This window comes from Pseudomonas sp. BGI-2 (assembly GCF_004310295.1).
GTDB lineage: Bacteria > Pseudomonadota > Gammaproteobacteria > Pseudomonadales > Pseudomonadaceae > Aquipseudomonas.
Genome location: NZ_SISB01000007.1, coordinates 61,886 through 82,489, shown reverse-complemented (window position 1 = coordinate 82,489; position 20,604 = coordinate 61,886). Strand labels below are relative to the sequence as shown.

General features: G+C 60.0%; 19 protein-coding genes and 4 pseudogenes. 16 read left to right on the top strand and 7 right to left on the bottom strand.

Annotation, left to right across the window (positions count from 1 at the left end):
* Positions 1–73 precede the first annotated feature (73 nt).
* Positions 74–1,291, bottom strand: a complete 1,218-nt coding sequence (gene alaC / locus EYC95_RS07205; RefSeq protein ID WP_131059735.1) for an alanine transaminase — start codon at positions 1,289–1,291, stop codon at positions 74–76.
* A 138-nt stretch (positions 1,292–1,429) separates the two neighbouring features.
* Between alaC and EYC95_RS07200 the strand changes: the two genes are divergently transcribed.
* The 11 genes from EYC95_RS07200 (at position 1,430) to EYC95_RS07150 (ending at position 12,695) form a co-directional block, all read left to right on the top strand.
* Positions 1,430–2,092 carry a LysE family translocator gene (locus tag EYC95_RS07200; RefSeq protein ID WP_131059734.1) on the top strand — a complete coding sequence of 221 codons (663 nt, stop codon included), beginning with the start codon at positions 1,430–1,432 and terminating at the stop codon, positions 2,090–2,092.
* 68 nt (positions 2,093–2,160) lie between these two features.
* Positions 2,161–2,646, top strand: a complete 486-nt coding sequence (locus tag EYC95_RS07195) for a GyrI-like domain-containing protein (protein ID WP_131059733.1) — start codon at positions 2,161–2,163, stop codon at positions 2,644–2,646.
* 263 nt (positions 2,647–2,909) lie between these two features.
* Positions 2,910–3,008 carry a K(+)-transporting ATPase subunit F gene (kdpF, locus tag EYC95_RS07190; protein WP_095130908.1) on the top strand — a complete coding sequence of 33 codons (99 nt, stop codon included), beginning with the start codon at positions 2,910–2,912 and terminating at the stop codon, positions 3,006–3,008.
* Positions 3,009–3,175: 167 nt separating this feature from the next.
* Positions 3,176–4,882, top strand: coding sequence for a potassium-transporting ATPase subunit KdpA (kdpA, locus tag EYC95_RS07185; protein ID WP_131059732.1), 1,707 nt, complete (start codon positions 3,176–3,178; stop codon positions 4,880–4,882).
* A gap of 10 nt (positions 4,883–4,892) precedes the next feature.
* The gene (kdpC, locus tag EYC95_RS07180) at positions 4,893–5,588 is read left to right on the top strand and encodes a K(+)-transporting ATPase subunit C (RefSeq protein ID WP_131059731.1); all 696 of its coding nucleotides are present in this window, start codon (positions 4,893–4,895) and stop codon (positions 5,586–5,588) included.
* Positions 5,585–7,654 carry a potassium-transporting ATPase subunit KdpB gene (gene kdpB / locus EYC95_RS07175; RefSeq protein ID WP_131059730.1) on the top strand — a complete coding sequence of 690 codons (2,070 nt, stop codon included), beginning with the start codon at positions 5,585–5,587 and terminating at the stop codon, positions 7,652–7,654. Before kdpC ends, kdpB begins: the two co-directional genes overlap by 4 nt.
* 54 nt (positions 7,655–7,708) lie before the next feature.
* Positions 7,709–10,402, top strand: a complete 2,694-nt coding sequence (locus EYC95_RS07170; protein WP_131059729.1) for a sensor histidine kinase KdpD — start codon at positions 7,709–7,711, stop codon at positions 10,400–10,402.
* Positions 10,399–11,091, top strand: coding sequence for a response regulator (locus EYC95_RS07165; protein WP_131059728.1), 693 nt, complete (start codon positions 10,399–10,401; stop codon positions 11,089–11,091). Before EYC95_RS07170 ends, EYC95_RS07165 begins: the two co-directional genes overlap by 4 nt.
* 406 nt (positions 11,092–11,497) lie before the next feature.
* On the top strand, positions 11,498–12,016 hold the full coding sequence (locus EYC95_RS07160) for a GNAT family N-acetyltransferase (RefSeq protein ID WP_131059727.1): 519 nt from the start codon (positions 11,498–11,500) through the stop codon (positions 12,014–12,016).
* Positions 12,017–12,094: 78 nt separating this feature from the next.
* Positions 12,095–12,361 carry a prevent-host-death protein gene (locus EYC95_RS07155; protein WP_046049521.1) on the top strand — a complete coding sequence of 89 codons (267 nt, stop codon included), beginning with the start codon at positions 12,095–12,097 and terminating at the stop codon, positions 12,359–12,361.
* Positions 12,354–12,695 carry a hypothetical protein gene (locus EYC95_RS07150; protein WP_131059726.1) on the top strand — a complete coding sequence of 114 codons (342 nt, stop codon included), beginning with the start codon at positions 12,354–12,356 and terminating at the stop codon, positions 12,693–12,695. Before EYC95_RS07155 ends, EYC95_RS07150 begins: the two co-directional genes overlap by 8 nt.
* 54 nt (positions 12,696–12,749) lie before the next feature.
* On the opposite strand, the gene EYC95_RS07145 is transcribed toward EYC95_RS07150, so the two are convergent.
* Both EYC95_RS07145 and EYC95_RS07140 read right to left on the bottom strand, forming a co-directional pair.
* Positions 12,750–13,355, bottom strand: coding sequence for a pyridoxamine 5'-phosphate oxidase family protein (locus EYC95_RS07145; RefSeq protein WP_131059725.1), 606 nt, complete (start codon positions 13,353–13,355; stop codon positions 12,750–12,752).
* 7 nt (positions 13,356–13,362) lie between these two features.
* Entirely contained in the window at positions 13,363–13,848 is a 486-nt protein-coding gene (locus EYC95_RS07140) for an N-acetyltransferase (protein WP_131059724.1), read from the bottom strand.
* Positions 13,849–13,988: 140 nt separating this feature from the next.
* Here EYC95_RS07140 and EYC95_RS07135 point away from each other — a divergent pair, with 140 nt between their 5' ends.
* The 3 genes from EYC95_RS07135 (at position 13,989) to EYC95_RS07125 (ending at position 16,186) form a co-directional block, all read left to right on the top strand.
* On the top strand, positions 13,989–14,414 hold the full coding sequence (locus EYC95_RS07135) for a nuclear transport factor 2 family protein (RefSeq protein ID WP_131059723.1): 426 nt from the start codon (positions 13,989–13,991) through the stop codon (positions 14,412–14,414).
* Between the two features lie 81 nt (positions 14,415–14,495).
* On the top strand, positions 14,496–14,840 hold the full coding sequence (locus EYC95_RS07130; protein WP_131059722.1) for a YciI family protein: 345 nt from the start codon (positions 14,496–14,498) through the stop codon (positions 14,838–14,840).
* Between the two features lie 110 nt (positions 14,841–14,950).
* Positions 14,951–16,186: an RNA polymerase sigma factor gene (locus EYC95_RS07125; RefSeq protein ID WP_131059721.1), complete on the top strand. Its 1,236-nt coding sequence runs from the start codon at positions 14,951–14,953 to the stop codon at positions 16,184–16,186.
* Positions 16,187–16,279: 93 nt separating this feature from the next.
* On the opposite strand, the gene EYC95_RS07120 is transcribed toward EYC95_RS07125, so the two are convergent.
* Positions 16,280–17,134 carry a LysR family transcriptional regulator gene (locus tag EYC95_RS07120; RefSeq protein ID WP_131059720.1) on the bottom strand — a complete coding sequence of 285 codons (855 nt, stop codon included), beginning with the start codon at positions 17,132–17,134 and terminating at the stop codon, positions 16,280–16,282.
* Between the two features lie 90 nt (positions 17,135–17,224).
* Here EYC95_RS07120 and EYC95_RS07115 point away from each other — a divergent pair, with 90 nt between their 5' ends.
* The gene (locus EYC95_RS07115; protein WP_131059719.1) at positions 17,225–17,662 is read left to right on the top strand and encodes a multidrug/biocide efflux PACE transporter; all 438 of its coding nucleotides are present in this window, start codon (positions 17,225–17,227) and stop codon (positions 17,660–17,662) included.
* Between the two features lie 12 nt (positions 17,663–17,674).
* Here EYC95_RS07115 and EYC95_RS07110 read toward each other — a convergent pair.
* Positions 17,675–17,797, bottom strand: a pseudogene (locus EYC95_RS07110) (short-chain dehydrogenase); the annotation flags it as partial.
* Between the two features lie 166 nt (positions 17,798–17,963).
* Between EYC95_RS07110 and EYC95_RS07105 the strand changes: the two are divergent.
* Positions 17,964–18,814 (top strand): annotated as a pseudogene (locus EYC95_RS07105) (LysR family transcriptional regulator).
* 110 nt (positions 18,815–18,924) lie between these two features.
* On the opposite strand, the pseudogene EYC95_RS07100 reads toward EYC95_RS07105, so the two are convergent.
* Together EYC95_RS07100 and EYC95_RS07095 are read right to left on the bottom strand one after the other, a co-directional pair.
* Positions 18,925–19,646 (bottom strand): annotated as a pseudogene (locus tag EYC95_RS07100) (TylF/MycF/NovP-related O-methyltransferase).
* Positions 19,643–20,508 (bottom strand): annotated as a pseudogene (locus tag EYC95_RS07095) (hypothetical protein). The pseudogenes EYC95_RS07100 and EYC95_RS07095 overlap by 4 nt, the downstream one beginning before the upstream one ends.
* Positions 20,509–20,604 lie beyond the last annotated feature (96 nt).

Genomic DNA, 20,604 nt, shown 5'->3' with positions numbered 1-20,604 from the left:
CGGTGTGTCAATCAACATCAACGTTGACTGACACGCCCCTTCGCGAGCAAGCCCGCTCCCACATTGTCATGTGTCAGGCTGTAGTTTTGCTAATCAGCCCATCCGCCCTGAACATCCCGCGAATCCCGCGCACAGCCTGACGAATCCGGTCCTGGTTTTCGATCAGCGCAAAGCGCACATGATCATCCCCATACTCACCAAACCCGACACCCGGCGAGACGCAGACCTTGGCCTCGGCGAGCATTTTCTTGGCGAATTCCAGCGAGCCCATGTGTGCGTACGCTTCGGGAATCTTGGCCCAGACATACATCGACGCTTTCGGGTTTTCAACCATCCAGCCCAGCTCATGCAGGCCTTTGACCAGCACGTTGCGGCGCTGCCGATACTGCTCGGCGATGTCTTTGACGCACTGCTGATCGCCTTCCAGCGCCGCAATGGCCGCGACCTGCAGCGGGGTGAACGTGCCGTAGTCGTGGTAACTCTTGATCCGCGCCAGGGCGTTGACCAGCTCAGCGTTGCCGACCATGAAACCGATCCGCCAGCCCGCCATGTTGTAGCTCTTGGACAGGGTGAAAAACTCCACCGCGATGTCCTTGGCGCCCGGCACTTGCATGATCGACGGGGCTTTCCAGCCGTCGTAGACGATGTCGGCGTAAGCCAGATCGTGCACCACCAAGACGTCGTACTGCTTGGCGAGGGCGATCACCCGCTCGAAGAAATCCAGCTCCACGCATTGAGCAGTCGGATTAGACGGGAAACCGAGGATCATCATTTTCGGTTTCGGGATCGAACCGCGAATGGCGCTTTCCAGTTCGGCGAAGAAGTCCACGCCCGGGATCAGCGGCACCGAACGCACCTGGGCGCCGGCAATCACGGCACCGTAGATGTGAATCGGGTAGCTCGGGTTCGGCACCAGCACGGTGTCGCCCTGGTCGAGGGTGGCCAGCATCAAATGCGCCAGGCCTTCCTTGGAGCCGATGGTGACAATGGCTTCGCTTTCCGGGTCGATGTCGACCTCGTAGCGATCCTTGTACCAATTGGAAATGGCCCGGCGCAGACGCGGAATGCCCTTGGACGTCGAGTAACCGTGGGTGTCTTCGCGCTGGGCGACGGTGACCAGTTTTTCGACGATGTGCGGCGGAGTAGGGCCGTCAGGGTTGCCCATGCTGAAGTCGATGATGTCTTCGCCACGACGACGGGCGGCCATCTTCAGCTCGGCAGTGATGTTGAATACGTAAGGGGGGAGTCGATCTATGCGCGCAAAGCGGCGCGGCGAACCTGGGTTAGCCATTGTTGCCTCGGTAACGTGAGCGCCCGGAACCGTCCGAGCGACGCTGGCCACTGCGGTGGCCTGTGGCGGAATGTAAGGGCTGTTGTGGCACACTGTCCAGCGACTATGTAAACAAATTTGTCCGAAGGAAATCGCTTGATGGAATTTACCAGCGGCTTTTTGCTGAGCCTTTCACTGTGCCTGGATATCGGTGTGGCCAATATCGCGATGATCACCCTGGCCATGCAACGCGGCTATTTTCAGGGCTTTGCCCTGGGGTTGGGGACGTGTGTCGGCGACCTGATTTACGCAGTGCTGGCGCTGGCGGGCATGACCGTTTTGCTGCAATACGAAACCGTGCGCTGGGTGCTGTGGATTGGCGGCTCCGCTTTGCTGGTGTATTTCGCGGCGAAGATGATCTACTCGGCGATTCACCATGAGGCGGTGCTGGCTCAGTCCGCCGAGGTGGGTCAGAACTCTCACCGGAAGGAGTTTTTCCGCGGGATCTTTCTCGCCATGTCGTCTCCCAGCGCCATCCTCTGGTTCGCGGCGGTGGGCGGCACGCTGATCGCGCGTTCCGGTGGCGGTGATGCTGTCAGTTCGGCGCTGTTTCTCGGTGGGTTTCTCTGCGCCGGCGTGCTCTGGTGTATCGGGCTGTGCTTCGCCGCGAGCCATGGCGGCAAGTTGCTGGGTGACAAATTGCTGCGTTACTCCTACATGGCATCGGCGGCGATCTTCTGTTATTTCGCGGTCTACGTGATTCTATCGGGTTATAACGAGTTCGTCGGTGCAAGCGCCGTCGAACAGTTGCACGCCCTGTAATTGGGCGAATCGGGTTTGGCCTCTATACTTCCAGCCGAACCCACTTTTTTTGTTCCAGGAGTTGAGTCATGGATGAGCAAACAGACGTCAAATTGGCCGAGCCACGCTTCGAGAGCGGGCATTTTCTGCTCATTGCCGGGCTTGGCGGGCGATTTACCCAGCAAACCACTAAAGGCATTCCTGATCTCTGGGAAAAATTCATTCCCGAGATTGGCAAAATTCCCGGTCAAAAAAGCGAAGTGACCTACGGCATTTGTTGCAATCCGGATGGCAAGGGTGGTTTCGAGTACATTGCAGGCGTCGAAATAAGCAAACTCGACGATCTGCCCGAAAAGTACCGCTGGGTCGAAGTTCAGCCCCAGCATTACGCAGTGTTCGAGCACAAAGGCACACTGGACCAGTTGCCCGCGACCTTTCAGTACATTTGGAAAACCTGGCTGCCGCAATCCGGTAAAGAAGCGGCGGACGCCCCGGAATTCGAACGCTACAGCGAAGACTTCAACCCGAAGCTCAACACCGGTGTGCTGGAAATCTGGTTGCCGCTCAAATCGTAATGAACCGAGCCTGGAACGGGCACTTCACAGTGCCCGTTCGTGACTGTCGTTGCCCCCTCGTATCACCTCCCGCCTACTGCCCGTTTCGCTCGATCTATACGCCGTCTTAATACCGCTGCCCCCAATCAGTGTCCGTCCTTGATACCCCCTCACATAACCTGCACAGCGCAGATAAGAGCGCGTATTCAGTGCGTTTTTTGTTCTGACGCGCTCTGCCGGGACCCGCTTGCGGGTGTCCTTTCGTTTTGTCAGGGGGAGCTGTCTTGTTAACACTCGAGTTCATTTACATCGCCAGCGGCCTGTGCGCCGCCCTGTTGTTCGCCTACCTGGGTTACGCCCTTATCCGTGCAGAGAAGTTCTGATGGCCGCAGTCATTGCGGCACAGGCGTTTTTATTCGCCCGCCAGGGCGGTCTTGAGAAAGGAAACCGGCAATGTACGACCTGATTTTCATGGGGGTTAGCGTGGTGTTTTTTGCTGCGACAGCCATGGTCATCGTCGCCATGGGCAAGATTTGAACGGAGCATCGACATGTTGAGCACTATGCTGGAATTTGCGGTGATTCTCGGGTTGATGACCGGGCTCGCCGTTCTGATGGGGAAGTGGCTGACGCGAGTATTCACCGGGCGAAACCATGCCTTGGCGGAGCGCGCCACGTATCGTTTGCTGGGGATCGATTCGACCGAAACCATGGGCTGGGCACGTTACGGCTTGGCCCTGTTGTTGTCGAACGCGGCAATGATGTTGCTGGGCTACATCGTGTTGCGCCTGCAAGGCTTCATGCCACTCAACCCCTTGGGGCTGAGCGCGCAAACACCGGATCTGGCGTTCAATACCGCGGCGTCTTTTATCACCAACACCAACTGGCAGGCTTATTCAGGTGAGACCAGCCTGTCCAACTTCAGCCAGATGGCCGTCATCACCTTCCTGATGTTCGTCGGCGCAACAGCGGGCGTTGTGGCTGCCGCGGGATTCATTCGCGGCCTCAGTCGTTCTAACTCCGCTGACATCGGAAACTACTGGGTGGACTTCACTCGCACCCTGTACCGGGTCATGCTGCCACTGTGTTTTGGCATGGCGCTGGTTTATGTCTGGCAAGGCATGCCACAAACCCTGAACTCCCAGGCCCTTGCCACTACGCTGGAAGGCGCACAGCAGCAATTGATCGTCGGCGCGGTGGCGAGCTTCGAGTCAATCAAGCACATCGGCACCAACGGTGGCGGCTTTTTCAGCATGAACGCCGCGCATCCGTTCGAGAACCCGACCCCGCTGACGAACATGCTGCATATCCTCAGCATGCTGCTGATCCCGTCAGCGCTGACGTACACCTTCGGCAGTATGCTGATGCGTCGGCGTCAGGGCTGGGTGTTCTTTGGCACGTTCCTGGTGATGTTCGTCGGCTTTCTGAGCATCGTTTACACCGCCGAACAAAGTGGCAACCCGCTGTTGACCCGGGTGGGTGCGGATCAGGTGCTGTCAGCGACCCAGAGTGGCGGCAACATGGAGGGCAAGGAGCTGCGCTTCGGGATTGCCGACACCAGCCTGTTCGTGACCACCACCACCGGCGCAACCACCGGCTCGGTGAACGCCATGCATGACTCGCTGACGCCCATGGGCGGCTTCGTACCGCTGGCGCAGATGATGCTCAACTGCGTGTTCGGTGGCGACGGCGTGGGCTTTATCAACCTGATCCAGTACGCGCTGCTGACGGTGTTTCTGGTGGGCATGATGATCGGTCGCAGCCCCGAATTCCTCGGCAAGAAGATTGAGGCGCGGGAGATCAAGCTGGTCATGCTCTCGGTGCTGGCGCACCCCATCTGCATTCTCGGCTTCACCGCCCTGGCGGCACTCTGGCCCGACACCCTCAATAGCCTCAACAACCAAGGGCCTCATGGCTTCAGCGAGGTGCTGTATGCCTACACCTCGGGCACTGCCAACAACGGTTCGGCGTTCGCCGGGCTGAATGCCAATACGCCGTTCTTTAACACCACCATCGGTCTTGCCATGTTGCTCGGACGCTTCTTCACGATGCTGCCGATGCTCGCGGTTGCCGGTTCCCTGGCGATGAAAAAGAACATCCCGGCCGGTGCCGGCACCATCCCGACCGCCACGCCGCTATTCATGTTTCTGGTGGTGTTCGTGGTGTTGGTGGTGGGCGGCCTGACTTTCCTGCCGGCGCTCGCGCTCGGCCCGCTGGTCGAGCAACTGCAGTTGCTGTCCGGCCAGACCTACAAGTGAGGGGGATGTGATGACTCAAGTACAAACACAAACAAAGGTGCAATTTCTGTTTGTCGGCCTGTTGCGCCCGGTGCTGATTTCGGCGGCGTTCTTCATGTTGCTGACCGGGCTGGTGTATCCGTTGTTCACCACGCTGGTGGCTAACGTGCTGTTCCCCTATCAGGCCCGGGGCAGTCTGGTTGAACGGGACGGGTTGGTGATCGGTTCGGCGGTGATCGGCCAGCATTTCACTCGCCCCGAGTATTTCCAGGGGCGTGCGAGCATGACCCTCGGCGCTGACCCACTGGACCCGAGCAAGAGCGTGGCCCAGCCGTACAACGCAGGTTCCAGTGGTGCCAGCAACCTTGGCCCGACCAGCCAGAAGTTGATCGACACCGTGGCCATGCGCGTCGAAGCCTACCGCCGGCAGAACGGTCTGGCAGCAGATGCTCAGGTGCCGGTGGATGCGGTCACCGCGTCGGCGTCAGGTCTGGACCCGCACATCTCGGTGGCCAACGCACAGATTCAGGCATCGCGTGTCGCACGCCTGCGTCACCTGCCGGAAGCCGATCTGTTGAAGCTGGTGAATGCCCACACTGAGCAACGCACCTTCGGCCTGCTCGGCGAGCCCCGGGTCAATGTGCTGCAACTCAACCTCGCGCTGGATGCTCTGCCGCCTGCGCATCAGCCATCCCTTGCGGCCAGTGAACAAGAGAAACAACCATGAGTAAGCAAGTTCGTTTGCCTTTGTTCGACCGTGGATTGTTGCTCACGGCGTGCCTGGATGCTTTCAAGAAATTGCTGCCCCAGGCGCAGTGGAAGAACCCGGTAATGTTTGTGGTGTACCTGGGCAGTATTCTCACCACGCTGTTGTGGGTTCAATCACTGGTCGGCAAAGGGGAAGCCCCCAGTGGTTTCATTCTCAGCATCACGCTGTGGCTGTGGTTCACCGTGCTGTTTGCCAACTTCGCCGAAGCCCTGGCCGAGGGGCGTAGTCGGGCCCAGGCGGCTAGCCTGCGCGGGATGAAGCGTCAGACCCTGGCCAAGCTGTTGCAGCAACCCCGGCACGGTTCCGCCTGGAGGCCAGTGCCTTCCAGCGAACTGCTCAAGGACGCTGTGGTGTTGATCGAGGCGGGCGATTTGGTGCCCCTCGATGGTGTGGTGATCGAAGGTGTGGCGTCGGTGGATGAAAGCGCGATCACCGGGGAGTCGGCACCGGTGATTCGCGAGGCGGGCGGCGACTTTTCATCGGTCACCGGCGGGACAAAAGTGCTGTCGGACTGGTTGGTGGTGCGTATCAGCGTCAATCCCGGCGAGTCGTTTCTGGATCGCATGATCTCAATGGTCGAATCCGCGAAGCGCCAGAAGACGCCCAACGAAGTGGCACTGACCATTTTGTTGGTGGGCCTGACATTTTTGTTTCTGCTGGTAATTGTGACCCTGGGCCCGTACTCGATGTTCGCGGTGGCCATGAGCGGCGGCGACGTGGTCAGCGCAACGGTGCTGGTGGCGCTGCTGGTCTGCCTGATCCCCACGACCATTGGCGGCCTGCTGTCGGCGATTGGTGTGGCGGGCATGAGCCGGATGATGTCGGCCAACGTCATTGCCACCTCCGGGCGGGCTGTGGAAGCGGCGGGTGACGTTGATGTCCTGCTGTTGGACAAAACCGGCACCATTACCTTGGGTAATCGCCAGGCCAGCAGTTTCCTGCCAGCGCCCGGAGTCAAGGAGTCGGAACTGGCGGACGCCGCGCAGTTGGCCTCGCTGGCCGACGAAACGCCGGAAGGACGCAGTATTGTGGTGCTCGCCAAGCAGAAGTTCGACCTGCGGGCGCGGGACCTCAATGCCTTGGGGGCGAGCTTCGTGCATTTCACCGCGCAAACCCGTATGAGCGGCGTCGATCTGGCCGGCGGCCGGTGCATCCGCAAGGGCGCGGCAGATGCCATTCGCCAGCACATCGAGGCGCTGGGCGGCAGCTTTCCGTCGGCATTGCAGAGCAAGGTCGATGAAGTCTCGCGCCGTGGCAGTACGCCGCTGGTCGTGTGCGATGGTCAACAGGCATTGGGCGTGGTCGAGCTCAAGGACGTGGTCAAGGGCGGTATCAAGGAGCGCTTTGCCGAACTGCGGCGCATGGGGATCAAGACGGTCATGATCACCGGCGACAACCGCCTGACGGCGGCAGCGATTGCCGTGGAAGCCGGTGTTGACGACTTTCTGGCCGAGGCCCGGCCGGAAGACAAGCTGCAACTGATCCGCGACTACCAGGCGCAGGGCAAGCTGGTGGCGATGACGGGAGATGGCACCAACGATGCGCCGGCACTGGCCCAGGCGGACGTGGCCGTGGCCATGAACAGCGGTACTCAGGCCGCCAAGGAAGCGGGCAACATGGTCGATCTGGACAGCAACCCGACCAAGCTGATCGAGGTGGTGGAAGTCGGCAAGCAGATGCTCATGACGCGCGGCGCGTTAACCACCTTCAGCGTGGCCAACGATGTGGCCAAGTATTTTGCTATCGTACCGGCCGCATTCGTCGCAACCTATCCGCAACTGGGTGCCCTGAACGTGATGCACCTGAGCAGCCCGAATTCGGCGATCCTCAGCGCGGTGATCTTCAATGCCCTGATCATCGTGTTTCTGATCCCGCTGGCGCTGAAGGGTGTGACCTACCGAGCCATCGGCGCCGCTGCGTTACTCAATCGCAACCTGCTGATCTATGGGCTGGGTGGCGTGCTGGTGCCGTTCGCGGGGATCAAGGTGATCGACATGCTGTTGACCGGGCTTGGCCTGGTTTGAAAGGACTGACTGCGCGGCGCCGTGTGTGGCGCCGCGCAGTTCAAAAGGATTGCCATGCTCGTAACTGATACGTTCACCGCTTCACGTGACGGCCGCCCTGATCCCGACGCGCTGCTGGAGAAGCTCCACCAAGACGAACAGGCCGCCCTGCGCGGAAAATTGCGCATCTATTTCGGCTCCAATGCCGGAGTGGGGAAAACCTGTGCCATGCTCATTGCGGCTCAACGCGAAGTGACCCAGGGCCGTCACCTGGTGGCTGGCGTGGTCGAAACCCATGGCCGCCGGGAAACCGCTGAACTGCTCACCGGCCTGGAACTGCTGCCGCGCTACAACGTGATGCATCGCGAGTGTGCCCTCAGCGAGTTCGATCTGGATGCCGCGCTGGCGCGACGTCCGGCGGTGCTGCTGGTGGATGAGCTGGCCCACAGCAACGTTCCCGGCTCGCGTCACCCCAAACGCTGGCAGGATGTCGAAGAACTGCTGCGCGCCGGCATCGACGTCTGGACCACCCTCAATGTCCAGCACCTGGAAAGTCTCAACGACATCGTCAGCGGGATCATCGGCATCCGGGTACGCGAGACCGTACCCGATCATCTGTTCGACGCTGCTCATGAAGTGGTGGTGATCGACCTGCCACCCGATGACCTGCTGCGCCGTCTCAAGGAAGGCAAGGTCTACCTGCCGCCCCAGGCCGAGCGCGCGTCCCGGCATTTCTTCCGCAAGGGCAACTTGCTGGCCTTGCGCGAGCTGGCGCTGCGGCGTACCGCTGATCGCGTCGATGCACAGATGCGCGACTATCGCCGCGAGCGGTCCATCAACACCCTTTGGCCCGCGCGCGAGCGTTTGCTGGTCGGAGTGGCAGGGCACCCTTCGGATGATCGTCTGGTTCGTGAAGCGGCGCGCCTGGCACAAAAGCTTGAGGCGGACTGGATTGTCGTCCATGTGCCTTCGGTGCAGCGCCGTGGCGCAGATGCGAGCCGCTATGCCGCCGCCATGAAGGCCTTGGCGCTGGCCGCCGAATTCGGTGCCGACACCGCCACGCTGTCCGGCATGGACGTGGCCGAGGCGCTGGTGGCGTTTGCTCGTGAACACAACGCCAACCGCCTGGTGTTGGGGCATTACCCGCGCAAGGTCTGGCAGTTCTGGCACCAGTCGGTCAGTGACCGCATCAGCCGTCGCCATCCCGAGATCGATCAGATTGTCATCGCTCATGGCCCGTTGCCCATGGTGGTTGCGGTTGCGGTGAATACTGATGCAGCGCTGCCACCCAGCAGGGCACCGGCGTATCTGTGGGCCAGCCTGGCCTGTTTTGCCGCCACGGCGGTGGCTGCCTTGCTGTTGCAGGTGTTTGATCTGGCCAACGTGGTCATGCTGTTTTTGCTCACGGTGGTGCTGGTCGCCCTGCGTTACGGGAGAGGGCCAGGTGTCTGGGCAGCGATGCTGGCGGTGCTGTGTTTTGATTTCTTTTTCGTCCAGCCACGCTGGTCGTTCACGGTCAACGACACCCAGTACTTCTTTACCTTCGCCCTGATGCTGGGTATTGCGTTGATCACCGGGCAGCTCACGGCACGCTTGCGTCATGAAGCCCGCACCGCCGCCGGTCGTGAGCGGCGCGCGACGTCGTTGGCCAGGCTGGCGCGCGACTTGTCGGCGGCGCTGACGGTGGAACAGATCACGGAGGTGGCACTGCGCACCTTCAGCGGCGTGTTTGAAGCGCGGGTCGGGCTGACACTGCCAAACGCCACAGACAGTGTCCACGCTCGGGGCGCCGGAGCATTCCCGATCGATGAAAGCATTGCCCAATGGGTTTACGACCATGGCCAACCCGCGGGTCAGGGCACCGATACACTGGCGGCCGCCCAAGGCCGCTATTTGCCATTAAAGGCGCCCATGCGCGTACGCGGCGTGTTGGTGCTCGAACTGGCTGAACCCGAGCGATTGAACGAGCCGGAAGAGCAGCGCCTGCTTGAGGCCTGCATGAGCCAACTGGCAATCGCGCTGGAGCGGGTGCATTTCGTCGAGGTGGCGCAAAGCACCTTGGTGCAGATGGAGGGTGAGCGCATGCGCAATACCCTGCTGGCCGCGATCTCTCATGACCTGCGCACGCCGCTGACCACCATTATCGGCGCGGCAGATGCAGCGGCGCCCCATGCGCCGCCCGGACCACTGGCGCAGTTGCTGGGCGGTATCCGCGATCAGGCCAGCTCCATGCAGCGGTTGATCGAAAACCTGTTGGACATGGCCCGGATGCAGGAACGCGGTGTGCGCCTCAACCGGCAATGGCACTCACTGGAGGAAATCGTCGGCAGCGCTTTGCGTCAACTGCGCGAGCCGTTGGCGCGGCATGTGGTGCGCACCGCGCTGTCGCCGCGGTTGCCGTTGGTGGAAGTCGATGCGCTGTTGATCGAGCGTGTTCTGGTCAACCTGCTGGACAACGCCGCCAAGTACACCCCGGCCGGAACGCTGGTGCAGGTGGCGGCCCGGCAAGAGGAGGACAGCATTGTGCTGGAGGTGATCGACGCCGGTCCCGGTTGTCCTCAGGGCAGCACGCCTCAGAGCTTGTTCGAACCGTTCACTCGGGGTCAGCAGGAGTCGGCCGTTGCCGGCATCGGCCTTGGGCTGGCGTTGGCAAAACGTATTGTCCAGGCCCATGGCGCAACGATCGAGGCTCAGCCTCAGGCCACCTCGGGCATCCGCTTTGTGATCACTCTACCGGCGGGTCACCCGCCTTCCATGGAATCGCTATGACCAGTGCACGCATCCTCATTGTCGAGGACGAGGCCAACATCCGCCGTTTCGTCGGTATCGCGCTGCAAGACGAAGGTTTTCAGGTGTTCGAGGCCGACAACGTCAAACGCGCCCTGATCCACGCCGCCAGTCGTCAACCGGATCTGGTGATTGTCGATCTGGGCTTGCCCGACGGTGACGGCAAACAATTGATCAGCGAGTTGCGGGGCTGGATGACGGTGCCGATTCTGGTGCTGTCGGCCCGTGATCGTGAAGAGGAAAAAGTGGCGGCACTGGATGCGGGGGCGGACGACTATCTGGTCAAACCCTTCGGCGTGCCCGAGTTGCTCGCGCGTATCCGCGCCCAGTTGCGTCGGCATGTGCAAAACGGGACCACCGCGGTCACCAGCAAGGTGACTTTTGGCATGATCGAAGTGGACCTGGCCACGCACGAGGTCCGGCGCGAGGGCCAATCGGTCCATCTGACGCCCATCGAGTATCGCCTGCTTTGCGCGCTGATTCGCGGACAAGGCCGGGTCATGACCCATCGCCAGTTACTGCTGGAAGTGTGGGGGCTGGATTACGTCGATCGTGCTCACTACCTACGGGTGCACATGGCGCACTTGCGGCAGAAACTGGAGGCCGATGCGGCCCAGCCGCAGCATTTCATCACCGAATTGCAGGTGGGATATCGCTTGGTGGGGCTGTAAAGCACGGCAGACACTGGTCGCAGCGCGTGGCCGTGTGTCGCTCACTTGTCTTTCTTGATCCTGCGCTCGTGCAGGAAATCGATGTACAGCGTGATGAAACCGAACGAGGTAATGCTGAACAACACGAGTAGGCCGATTTGAGTCGAGCTCATGATCACAGTCCTGTGAGTGGGACGAGGAGGGCTCAACCTGCCGTGGCTGGGCGACCTCAATCGTCGAGGCACAGATAAATAATACGAACCCGAGGCATTGAGTAGCGGTTATATGAAAGCTTTACGGTGCCGTCCTTTAACCCTATGCACTTTATACGAGCGCTGGGTATCGGGCGTTCAAGGGCCAGTCAGTGTTGTTAGAATCGGCGAGCGATACTCTGTCTTCTCACTTGCCCCAAGGTTGCTGTTGCGCCATGAACTTGTCGAACCCTGTCATCCGAAACGTCCTGCCTGCTGACCTGGACCGCTGCTTCGCCATCGAAACCGTTGCCTACGAAGGCGACGAAGCCGCCACCCGGGAAAAAATCGCCACCCGCATCGCCACCTGGCCCGAGGGTTTCATCGTCGCCGAAGTGGACGGCGTTGTAGCCGGTTTCATCAATTCCGGAGCGGCGTTTGAAGTGGAAATGTCAGACGAAGCGTTCAAGGAACTGATCGGCCACGACCCGGCCGGCCGGCACGTGGTGATCATGTCGGTGGTGGTGCACCCGGATTATCAGGGGCAGGGGTTGGCGAAGCGTTTGATGGGCGAGTTCATCGAGCGCATGCGGGGTTTGGGCAAGACCACCATCCATCTGATGTGCAAGGAGCGGCATATTCCGCTGTATGCCGGGTTTGGGTTTGCCTACATCAAGCCTTCCGCCTCCGATCATGGCGGGATGGCGTGGCATGAGATGGTGTTGGAGCTGGGACAAGAGCAAATGAGTGCTTGAGATAAGTTTTTTAATGGCCTAAATTCAGACCTTGTTGCGTTGGCCATCCTGTTCGGGTGGTGAGCAGAGGAATGAATGATGCGAGTTGAAACTATCAGTTTTGTTAAAAAGAATGCGGCCGCGCTGGATCTTTCCGAGCCGATGCTCGTCACTCAGAATGGCGTTCCGGCTTATGTGATTGAATCCTACGAGGAGCGTAAGCGGCGAGATGAGGCCATCGCGCTGATCAAGCTTCTTTCGTTCTCCTCTCGCGACAAGGAGCAGGGAAAGCTGATTTCTGGCGACACTTTGCTGGCCAGGCTGGCGCAGCGGCGCCAATTGCAGCAAGACGATAACGATGCCTGAGGCCTTCAGGGTAGAGTTTGCGACCGCTGCGGAGCATGGGGTTATTTCGCTGGAGTACTATCTGACGCAGCAATGCGGCCGCAAAAAAGCGGCGGAGATGGTAGATCAACTGGTGATGCAGATCGTTACGGCTCTGAGCAGTCAGGCCCATGTTTACGGTGTTTGCCAGGAAGCGGCGTCGCTTGGCGTCACTCATTTTCGTGAGTACTTGCCTATGGGGCAGCGGGTTTTGTATGAGGTGTTCCCGAGTGAAAACCTTGTAGTGGTCGCGTTGGTTATCGGTCAGCGTCAAAGTATCGAGAAGCAGTTGCTCGACTACTGCCTTCTCCTCTGACAACTAGTCAAATCCCAAAAGGGTTGCCTCAAGGCAACCCTTTTTCGTGTTCGATCAGTAGAGGCTGTCATGCACTCTCGCCGGCGCTTCCCGGTCATACGTCTCGGCATCGAACTGCCCATCGTTCAAACGCTTGTGAAACGCCCCCGCCGTCGGCAGCGCCGAGCGCTCCAGATGTTTCTCAGGGTTCCACAAGTCCGAGCGCACAATCGCTTTCGAACAATGAAAAAACGCTGCTTCCACCGTCACCAGCATCACCGTGCGCGCCGGTTTGCCACTGACCGCAAAACTCTCCAGCAACGCCGGTTCCGCGCTGATTTTCGCCGTGCCGTTGACCCGCAACGTCTCGCCGATTCCGGGAATGATGAACAGCAGCGACACCCGCGAATCGAGCACCACATTGCGCAACGTGTCGATACGGTTGTTGCCCGGACGGTCCGGGATCGCCAGGGTCTGCGGGTCAATGATCCGCACAAACCCCGGCGTATCACCCCGGGGCGAACCGTCCATGCCATCAGGGCCGACCGAGCTGATAATTACCAGCGGCGAGGCGCGGACCATCGCCTGATAGTCCTCGTTCAGAAAGGGAATCTGCTTGCGCACGGCGCGGTCGTGGGGTTGGCCGTAGATGGCTTCCAGTGCTTCGATGCTGTCGAGCATAACCACCTCAGAAAATCAGACTCATGCGCCGTTCGTAACCGATCCGGCCCCGGTAAGCCTCGCCGCTGTCGACCCAGCCGAATTTCACATAGAGCGCGATGGCTGCCTCGTTGTCCGCGTCCACCGAGAGCTCCAGCGCTTTGATCTCAGGAAACGCCTGCCGAGCCACGTCGGGCAGGGCTTGCAGGCAGGCTTTTCCATAGCCTTTGCCCTGAGCGCGGTGATCGACTTGCAGTGCATGCAAGGTCGCGCTGTGTTCGTCGGCCCATGCCGGCAGCACGGGCGGGCGTTTCAGCAGCAGGAAGGCCACGGGAACCTCTTCGGCCAGCAGCGCAAATCCCTGGACGCCGGGGCCGGGCTTGGACAGCAAGGTGTGCAATGCACCGTGGATGTCGCCGGAGAATTTGATCTGTTCTTTATGAACTTCGATGGCCTCGACCTGCTGGCGCTGGCGCGCGTTCAGGTTTTCGTAAGGCACGAGTCGGGCTGTCACTGGAGTGTCCTTTTTCCAACAAAAGATGTTTCGGATTCTAACGAGTTTGCGTTCATGGATTATTTTTATTTCGACTGTCGATTTGGCTGTTCGCCAGACGACTAAGGGTGTCTTCACAACAAAAACCACGGAGAACCACCATGACGGCTACAGCTGAAATCCAGGCCCTGATCGACAATTATCGCCAAGCGGTAATCGCCAAGGATGTCGAGAAACTCATGTCCTTCTACGCCGACGAAATCGTCTCCTACGACGCGGTCAAAGCCCTGCAATTCCGGGGCAAGGCGGCTTACCGGGCGCATTGGGAGGAATGCATGGAGATGTGCCAGGGTGCGCACAAGTTTGACTTCGACCATATGAACATCGTCGCGGACGAGCACATCGCCTTCGCCCACTGGCTGGCCCATTGCGGCGGCACCAACGATAAGGGCGAAACCCAGGCCTGCTGGATGCGCGTCACCGCCTGCTATCGGCGCGACGCGGGGCAATGGCGCATCGTCCACGAACACTGGTCGGCCCCGTTCGACATGATGAGCGGCACGACGCTGTTCAACCTTGAACCCTGAACATCGGGCTGCTTCGTCGGGAATGTCGCGAAAGCGCCCATCTGCAGCCATAGTTGATCAGCTCGATCCGGGAGAGCCCACATGAAGTATTTATGCCTGGTCTACAGCAACGAACAGGCGTTGCACTCGCAGCCCGACAGCCCCCATGACGCCGAGTGCATGGCCTATGCCGAGTCGATCGAGGGCAGCGGCCGGATGATCGCGGCAGAGGCGCTGGAGTCGGTGCAAACCGCGACCACCGTGCGCATGCGCAACGGCAAGATGTCGATCACTGATGGTCCGTTCGCCGAAACCAAGGAGCAGTTGGCTGGTTTCTACCTGATCGATGCCAAGGACCTCAATGAAGCCCTTCAGGTCGCCGGCAACATCCCGGCGGCCCGGGTCGGCAGTGTCGAGGTGCGGCCCGTTCGCCAGTTGAATCCCTGAATAACAAGCACAAGACAGGAGATCCCCATGAGTCCACAGCCCTATAAGCAACAGCCTGCCGAATTCGGCGATCAATTGGTGACGTTGGTGACTGAAGGCATGCCGGACTGATGCCAGACGTTTCGGTCACGGCGCGGGTCGAGCAGGTCTACCGTGAGGACTCACGGCGGATTCTGGCGACGTTGATCCGCTTGCTCGGCGATTTCGACCTCGCCGAAGAAGCCTTGCACGAGGCTTTTTTCATCGCGGTCGAGCGGTGGCAGCGTGACGGCGTGCCGGACAATCCACGTACTTGGCTGGTGTCCACCGGACGCTTCAAGGCCATTGATGTGTTGCGTCGGCGCGCGCGTTTTGCGGCGTCCAGGCCAATGTTGATCGCTCAACTGGAGGAGCTGGAGCAGGCCGACTGGAGTGATGAAGACGTGGAAGATGATCGCTTGCGGCTGATCTTCACCTGTTGTCACCCGGCCCTCGCGTCGGACGCCCAGGTGCCGTTGACCTTGCGCGAAGTGTGTGACCTGACCACGGAGGAAATTGCCCGCGCATTTCTCTCGGCGCCGGCAACCATTGCCCAGCGCATCGTGCGCGCCAAAGCGAAAATCCGTGACGCCAAAATCCCTTATCAAGTGCCGACGCTGGCAGAACTGCCCGAGCGTCTGGACAGTGTGCTCAGGGTCATTTACCTGGTGTTCAACGAAGGTTACTCGGCGTCTGTCGGTGCAGAGCTGACCCGCGAGGACCTGACGCGCGAGGCGATTCGGCTCGGGCGGTTATTGATGGAGTTGCTGCAGGAATCGGAAGTGATGGGGTTGCTGGCGTTGATGCTGTTGCATGAATCAAGACGCCCGGCCCGAACGTCGGCGAGCGGTGAGTTGATTTTGCTGGATGAACAGGATCGCTCGTTGTGGGATGCCGGGATGATCGCCGAAGGTTGCGCGCTGGTGGAAGCGGCGCTGACCACTGGCCGGTTCGGGCCTTATTGCCTGCAAGCAGCAATTGCGGCGGTGCATGCCGAAGCGACTACGGCGGGGGAGACTGACTGGCAGCAGATTGTGGGGTTGTATGACGTGCTGTTGGCGGCAGTGCCCTCGCCGGTGATTGAGTTGAATCGTGCGGCGGCGATCTCCAGGCGGGATGGACCGTTGGCGGGGTTGCTATTAGTTGAAGCCATTCTGGATCGGGGGGATTTGCTGGATTACCACTTGGCGCATTCGGCGCGGGCGGATTTTTGTCGGCAGTTGGGGCGGGTTGAGGAGGCGCGTGCGGCGTATGAGCGGGCGCTGGAATTGACGCAGCAAGTGCCGGAGCGGCGGTTTATCGAGGCGCGGATCAAGGCTTTGAAATGAGGTGAATTTGCCGACCTCTTCGCGAGCAAGCCCGCCCCCACAGGGTTAGCGCAGAACCTGTGGGAGCGGGCTTGCTCGCGAATGGCGGCACCGCTATTCCAGCATCTTGCTGAGTAACCAACTCCCCGCCGGCCCCGGCGGATGCAGCCGTGACCACAAGGCATCGACAAACACCGGTTTCGGCCAGCCGCGCACGTCGAGTTCAACCAGTGTCCCCGCGCCAAACCGCCCCACCAGCCAACGCGGCAACGGCGCCCAACCGAACCCGCCCTGGGCCATTTCCAGCAGCATCAGGTAACTCGGCGCCGACCAGACACGTCCCTTCGCACGGCTCTCGTACGGATTGACGATCGTCGCCAGGCGCAATTCCCGATGCAGTTGCAACAGGTCTTGATCGATGTGGCCCAGCGCGGCCAACGGATGTTCACGGGACACGAACAGGGCGATCTCCGTCCGTTCCTCCACGGTCGAGCTGACCAGATCCGGCGGGTAACTGTCCTGCTTTTCAGCGAAGGCCACATGCGCCCGACCGCTCTGCACCAATGCCACCAAGTCATCGCATTCAGCGATCAGGCATTCGAGTTCGAGGTCTGGATAACGCTGCTCGAAAGCACTCAGCGCCGCTTCGAAACGGTCGGACTGATACGTGTCGGAAATCGCCACGGTCAGTTTCGGCTCAACCCCTTGGGACAATTGCCTGGCGGTCATTTCCAGGCGGCTGGTGGCAGCCAGAATCTCCTCGGCTCGTTGCAGCATCACGTGCCCGGCCGGGGTCAGGCTCGGTTTGCGGCTGCTGCGGTCGAAGAGGGTCAGGTTCAGATCGATTTCAAGGCTCGCCACTGCAGCACTGATGGTCGACTGACTGCGCCCCAGTTTGCGCGCCGCTGCGGAAAACGAACCCTGCGTCGCCGCCTGGACAAACGCCTGCAACACTTCCTGAGAAGCCATGAACTATCGCCTTGATCGATGGTTATTGGTTATGAAGTATCGACGCGAGGCCGGATCATGGCAACCACAGTCACTCAGGGAGTCCTGATCATGAACGCCAACAAATCCATCACTGAACGTATTTTCCAGGCCATCGGTTTCGAAGTGCTGGCCATCCTGATCTGTACGCCGCTACTGGCGTGGATCATGGACAAACCGATGCTTGAAATGGGCGTCGTCACCTTGGTCATTGCCGCCCTGGCGCTGGCCTGGAACGTGGTCTTCAACGGCTTGTTCGACCGCTTGCTCAAACGCTTCGCTATCGTGCACAACGCTTGGGTACGCGTTGTTCATGCGTTGATGTTCGAAGGCGGATTGGTCGCGATGGGAGTGCCGTTGATCGCCTGGTGGCTGAACGTCAGCCTGTGGCAGGCGTTCCTGCTGGACATCGGCGTGTTGCTGTTTTTCCTGCCGTACACCTACGTTTATCACTGGGCGTATGACGTGGTGCGGGAGCGGCTGGTCATGCGCCAGACTGTCTCGGGATAAGCAAAAGATCGCAGCCTCGTCGGCCTTGCTGTTATAGGTGCCGATAATGTCGACGCCTTGGGCGGCCAGATGCAGAGCTGCGTTTTTACCGAGGCCGCGGCTGGCGCCACTGATCAGTGCGATTTTACGGCTCATGGGACTTCCTCAAGGGTGGTGAGTAACGGTGTGGAGGAAGTTTATTTATCCGGCCTATGGTGATAAACAGACCGAAACTGGAATCACTGGTCGGATAAACCGAACAATAGAGGGTCGGCCCATGAACAAACTGGAACTGCTGCGCTCCTGAGTTCGTGTCAGCGAAATGTCGAGTTTTACCCTGGCGGGCGAAAGTCTGGGTGTGCCGAAGTCGACCGTCTCGGAGCACGTTCAAGCGTTGGAAGCCTTGTTGGGGACGCGCCTGTTGCAACGCACGACGCGCCGGGTTCAGGCGACGCAGGACGGCCTGGTGCTGTACGAGCGCAGCCGGGACTTAATGTCGCACATGGATGAAATCGAAGGGCTGTTTCGTCAGGATGCGGCCTCGCTCACCGGGCGGATTCGCTTTGACATGCCGAACTTTCTGGGCCAGCAAATGGTGATGCCGCGCTTGCCGGAATTCATGGCGCTGCACCCAACTTGGAACTGGAAATCAGCACCACTGATCGCCGGGTTGATTTGCAGAGGGAAGGCTTTGATTGCGTGGTGCGGGTCGGTGCGCAGCCGGATCAATCAGTGGTCGCGTGTCACGTGTGTGATTTTGCGATGATCAATTGCGCCAGTCCCGCCTACTTGCAGCGCTATGGCATGCCGGAAAGTCTTGAGGATCTGGCACAGCATCGCCTGGTCCATTACGTCGGCGTACTGGGTTCGCGCTCGGAGGGTTTTTTGTACGAGGTGGACGGCACGTTGCATCGATTGCCGATGGCGGGCAGCGTCACGGTGAACAGCACCGATGCTTATGAAGCGGCGTGTCTTGGGGGGGGCGGTCTGATTCAGGCGCCGATCAAGGGCATGCAACCGCACTTGCTCAGCGGTGAAATGATGGCGGTGTTACCGCAGTTCAGCGCGCCGTCCATGGAGGTCTCGCTGCTCTACGCCCGGCAACGGCATTTGCCGCGGCGGGTGCGAGCGTTCATGGACTGGCTGGCCGGTGTCATCCAGTCCACAACATAACCGCTTCCTGTAGGAGCGAGGCTTGCCCGCGAAGAATGCACCGCGGTCATAACCCAATGACCGCGTTATCGTTCTTCGCGGGCAAGCCTCGCTCCTACAAGGGGGATGGGTTAGACGTGGAAATAGCCTACACAGGAGTCAAACGGCAGGCGTTTGAGTTCGATCTTGTTCAGGTCCAGCACTTCGCGCAGGGCTTTGGTTTCGCCCGGGAAGTTGCGGTAGGCCACTTCGTCCAGTACCACGATGGCGCCTTTTGGCATGTACGGCAGGAAGGTTTCCAGCGCGACTTTGGTCGATTCGTACAGGTCGGTGTCGAGGATCAGCATGGCCACGACCAGGTCCGGACGGGTCTTGACCCATTCAGGTACGGTTTTGACGATGTCGCCTTTGACCAGCTCGCAACGCGGGATGCGGTTGACCGGGCGCAGCAGGTCGTTGGCGTCGATCATGTCCTGGATCAGCGACTGGTCGGTGTCGGAGAACATGGTCTCGTTGACGTCGGCCGGGTCTTCTTTCTTGTCGATGCTCTGGAAGCCTTCGAACGTGTCGAAGCCCACGATCGAACGGTTGATCGCGTACGGCTCGAGAATCATCGACAAGTGCATGTACAGCATCAGGGCGTTGCCCTTGTACACGCCGCACTCGATGATCGCGCCCGGTACTTCAGCGACTTTCTTGACAGTTCCATACGCGACAGCGCAGCGGTGACGCCGATGCGGTTGGCGAAGACGAACGGCGCGTCGGCCACGTACTCGGCATCGACCCGTTTCAGAACGTTGGCACGGGTTTCGTTGTACTGGGCCTCGGCAGGCGTGATGCGACGCTTGGTCATTGCTGGATTCCTTGGAAATTCGAGAAGTCGTGGGCGTGGAATAGTCTTTGAAACCGGCGCCGACGTCAGGGCAGGCGCTGTCGACGTTGATCGCGCCACGCTTGTGCTTGAGGTCGTCGAGGTGCATCAGGCGGAAGTCCACGCTGAAGCGGGTTTGTTCGGTGTGGTTGGCGACCGTGCTGTGCAGGTGCGAGCCGGAGAAAATCAGCATCTCACCGGTGTTGCCGGCGATGCGCACTTCAGACGCGGTGTTGATCGCTTCCATCGGCACCGGGTGCACGCGGACTTCCTCTTTGAGGTTGTCCTTGGCCTTGTGCCGCTGGTTGTTGATCCTGTCGTTGAGGCTCCATTCGCTGGAGGTGTTCTTCACCGGCACGTCGAAGTAACCGGCGTTGATCATAATGGTCTGGTCGGGGCGGATGGTGTGCACCAGCATCCAGGTGTTGATCTGGCAATCGACGCTGCCGTACCAGGTGTCGCGATGCGGTTTGTAGGCATAGCTGACACCGGCGTGCAGGTAGTCATAGTTCGGCACCACGCGAATGCGCGGCACGTCGAAAATGTACTCGCGCGGGTCGACGCCGATCTCGTCGATAAACGACAGGATAAGGTCCTTGGGGCGCTGGCTGTTGGTGAACTGGCCCTTGAGGCGCGTCACCAGTACCACGAATTCTTCCACCGGCATCAGCGTGTGCAGCGCCTGGTGACGGGTCTCGCCGTCGAAGGCGGCGGTGATGCTTTCCTGGGCGAACGCACACAGCTCTTTGGCTGCGCGCAGCTGGGTGTTCAGGAAGATGTCGCCGGCGTAGATGGCTTCTTTGAAGTCAGCTTTCTGTTGAAGCTGATTGATGTACAGATTCACGATTCCACTCGTGAATGCATCGAGTCTCTTAAGAGTCGGCCACACGTTAGCAAACTGAAGTGCAATCCGGCGGGTGGTGGATCAATAAAAACGCAA

What these genes read in the sequence shown, in the direction of transcription:
- EYC95_RS07195 (WP_131059733.1), top strand. Translation starts at nt 2,161, where the DNA reads ATGGATGAGCAAACAGACGTCAAATTGGCCGAGCCACGCTTCGAGAGC.
- EYC95_RS07130 (WP_131059722.1), top strand. Translation starts at nt 14,496, where the DNA reads ATGAAGTATTTATGCCTGGTCTACAGCAACGAACAGGCGTTGCACTCG.
- kdpB (WP_131059730.1), top strand. Translation starts at nt 5,585, where the DNA reads ATGAGTAAGCAAGTTCGTTTGCCTTTGTTCGACCGTGGATTGTTGCTC.
- EYC95_RS07125 (WP_131059721.1), top strand. Translation starts at nt 14,951, where the DNA reads ATGCCAGACGTTTCGGTCACGGCGCGGGTCGAGCAGGTCTACCGTGAG.
- EYC95_RS07200 (WP_131059734.1), top strand. Translation starts at nt 1,430, where the DNA reads ATGGAATTTACCAGCGGCTTTTTGCTGAGCCTTTCACTGTGCCTGGAT.
- EYC95_RS07115 (WP_131059719.1), top strand. Translation starts at nt 17,225, where the DNA reads ATGAACGCCAACAAATCCATCACTGAACGTATTTTCCAGGCCATCGGT.
- kdpA (WP_131059732.1), top strand. Translation starts at nt 3,176, where the DNA reads ATGTTGAGCACTATGCTGGAATTTGCGGTGATTCTCGGGTTGATGACC.
- EYC95_RS07150 (WP_131059726.1), top strand. Translation starts at nt 12,354, where the DNA reads ATGCCTGAGGCCTTCAGGGTAGAGTTTGCGACCGCTGCGGAGCATGGG.
- EYC95_RS07170 (WP_131059729.1), top strand. Translation starts at nt 7,709, where the DNA reads ATGCTCGTAACTGATACGTTCACCGCTTCACGTGACGGCCGCCCTGAT.
- EYC95_RS07165 (WP_131059728.1), top strand. Translation starts at nt 10,399, where the DNA reads ATGACCAGTGCACGCATCCTCATTGTCGAGGACGAGGCCAACATCCGC.
- EYC95_RS07160 (WP_131059727.1), top strand. Translation starts at nt 11,498, where the DNA reads ATGAACTTGTCGAACCCTGTCATCCGAAACGTCCTGCCTGCTGACCTG.
- EYC95_RS07155 (WP_046049521.1), top strand. Translation starts at nt 12,095, where the DNA reads ATGCGAGTTGAAACTATCAGTTTTGTTAAAAAGAATGCGGCCGCGCTG.
- EYC95_RS07135 (WP_131059723.1), top strand. Translation starts at nt 13,989, where the DNA reads ATGACGGCTACAGCTGAAATCCAGGCCCTGATCGACAATTATCGCCAA.
- EYC95_RS07120 (WP_131059720.1), bottom strand. Translation starts at nt 17,134, where the DNA reads ATGGCTTCTCAGGAAGTGTTGCAGGCGTTTGTCCAGGCGGCGACGCAG.
- EYC95_RS07145 (WP_131059725.1), bottom strand. Translation starts at nt 13,355, where the DNA reads ATGCTCGACAGCATCGAAGCACTGGAAGCCATCTACGGCCAACCCCAC.
- alaC (WP_131059735.1), bottom strand. Translation starts at nt 1,291, where the DNA reads ATGGCTAACCCAGGTTCGCCGCGCCGCTTTGCGCGCATAGATCGACTC.
- kdpC (WP_131059731.1), top strand. Translation starts at nt 4,893, where the DNA reads ATGACTCAAGTACAAACACAAACAAAGGTGCAATTTCTGTTTGTCGGC.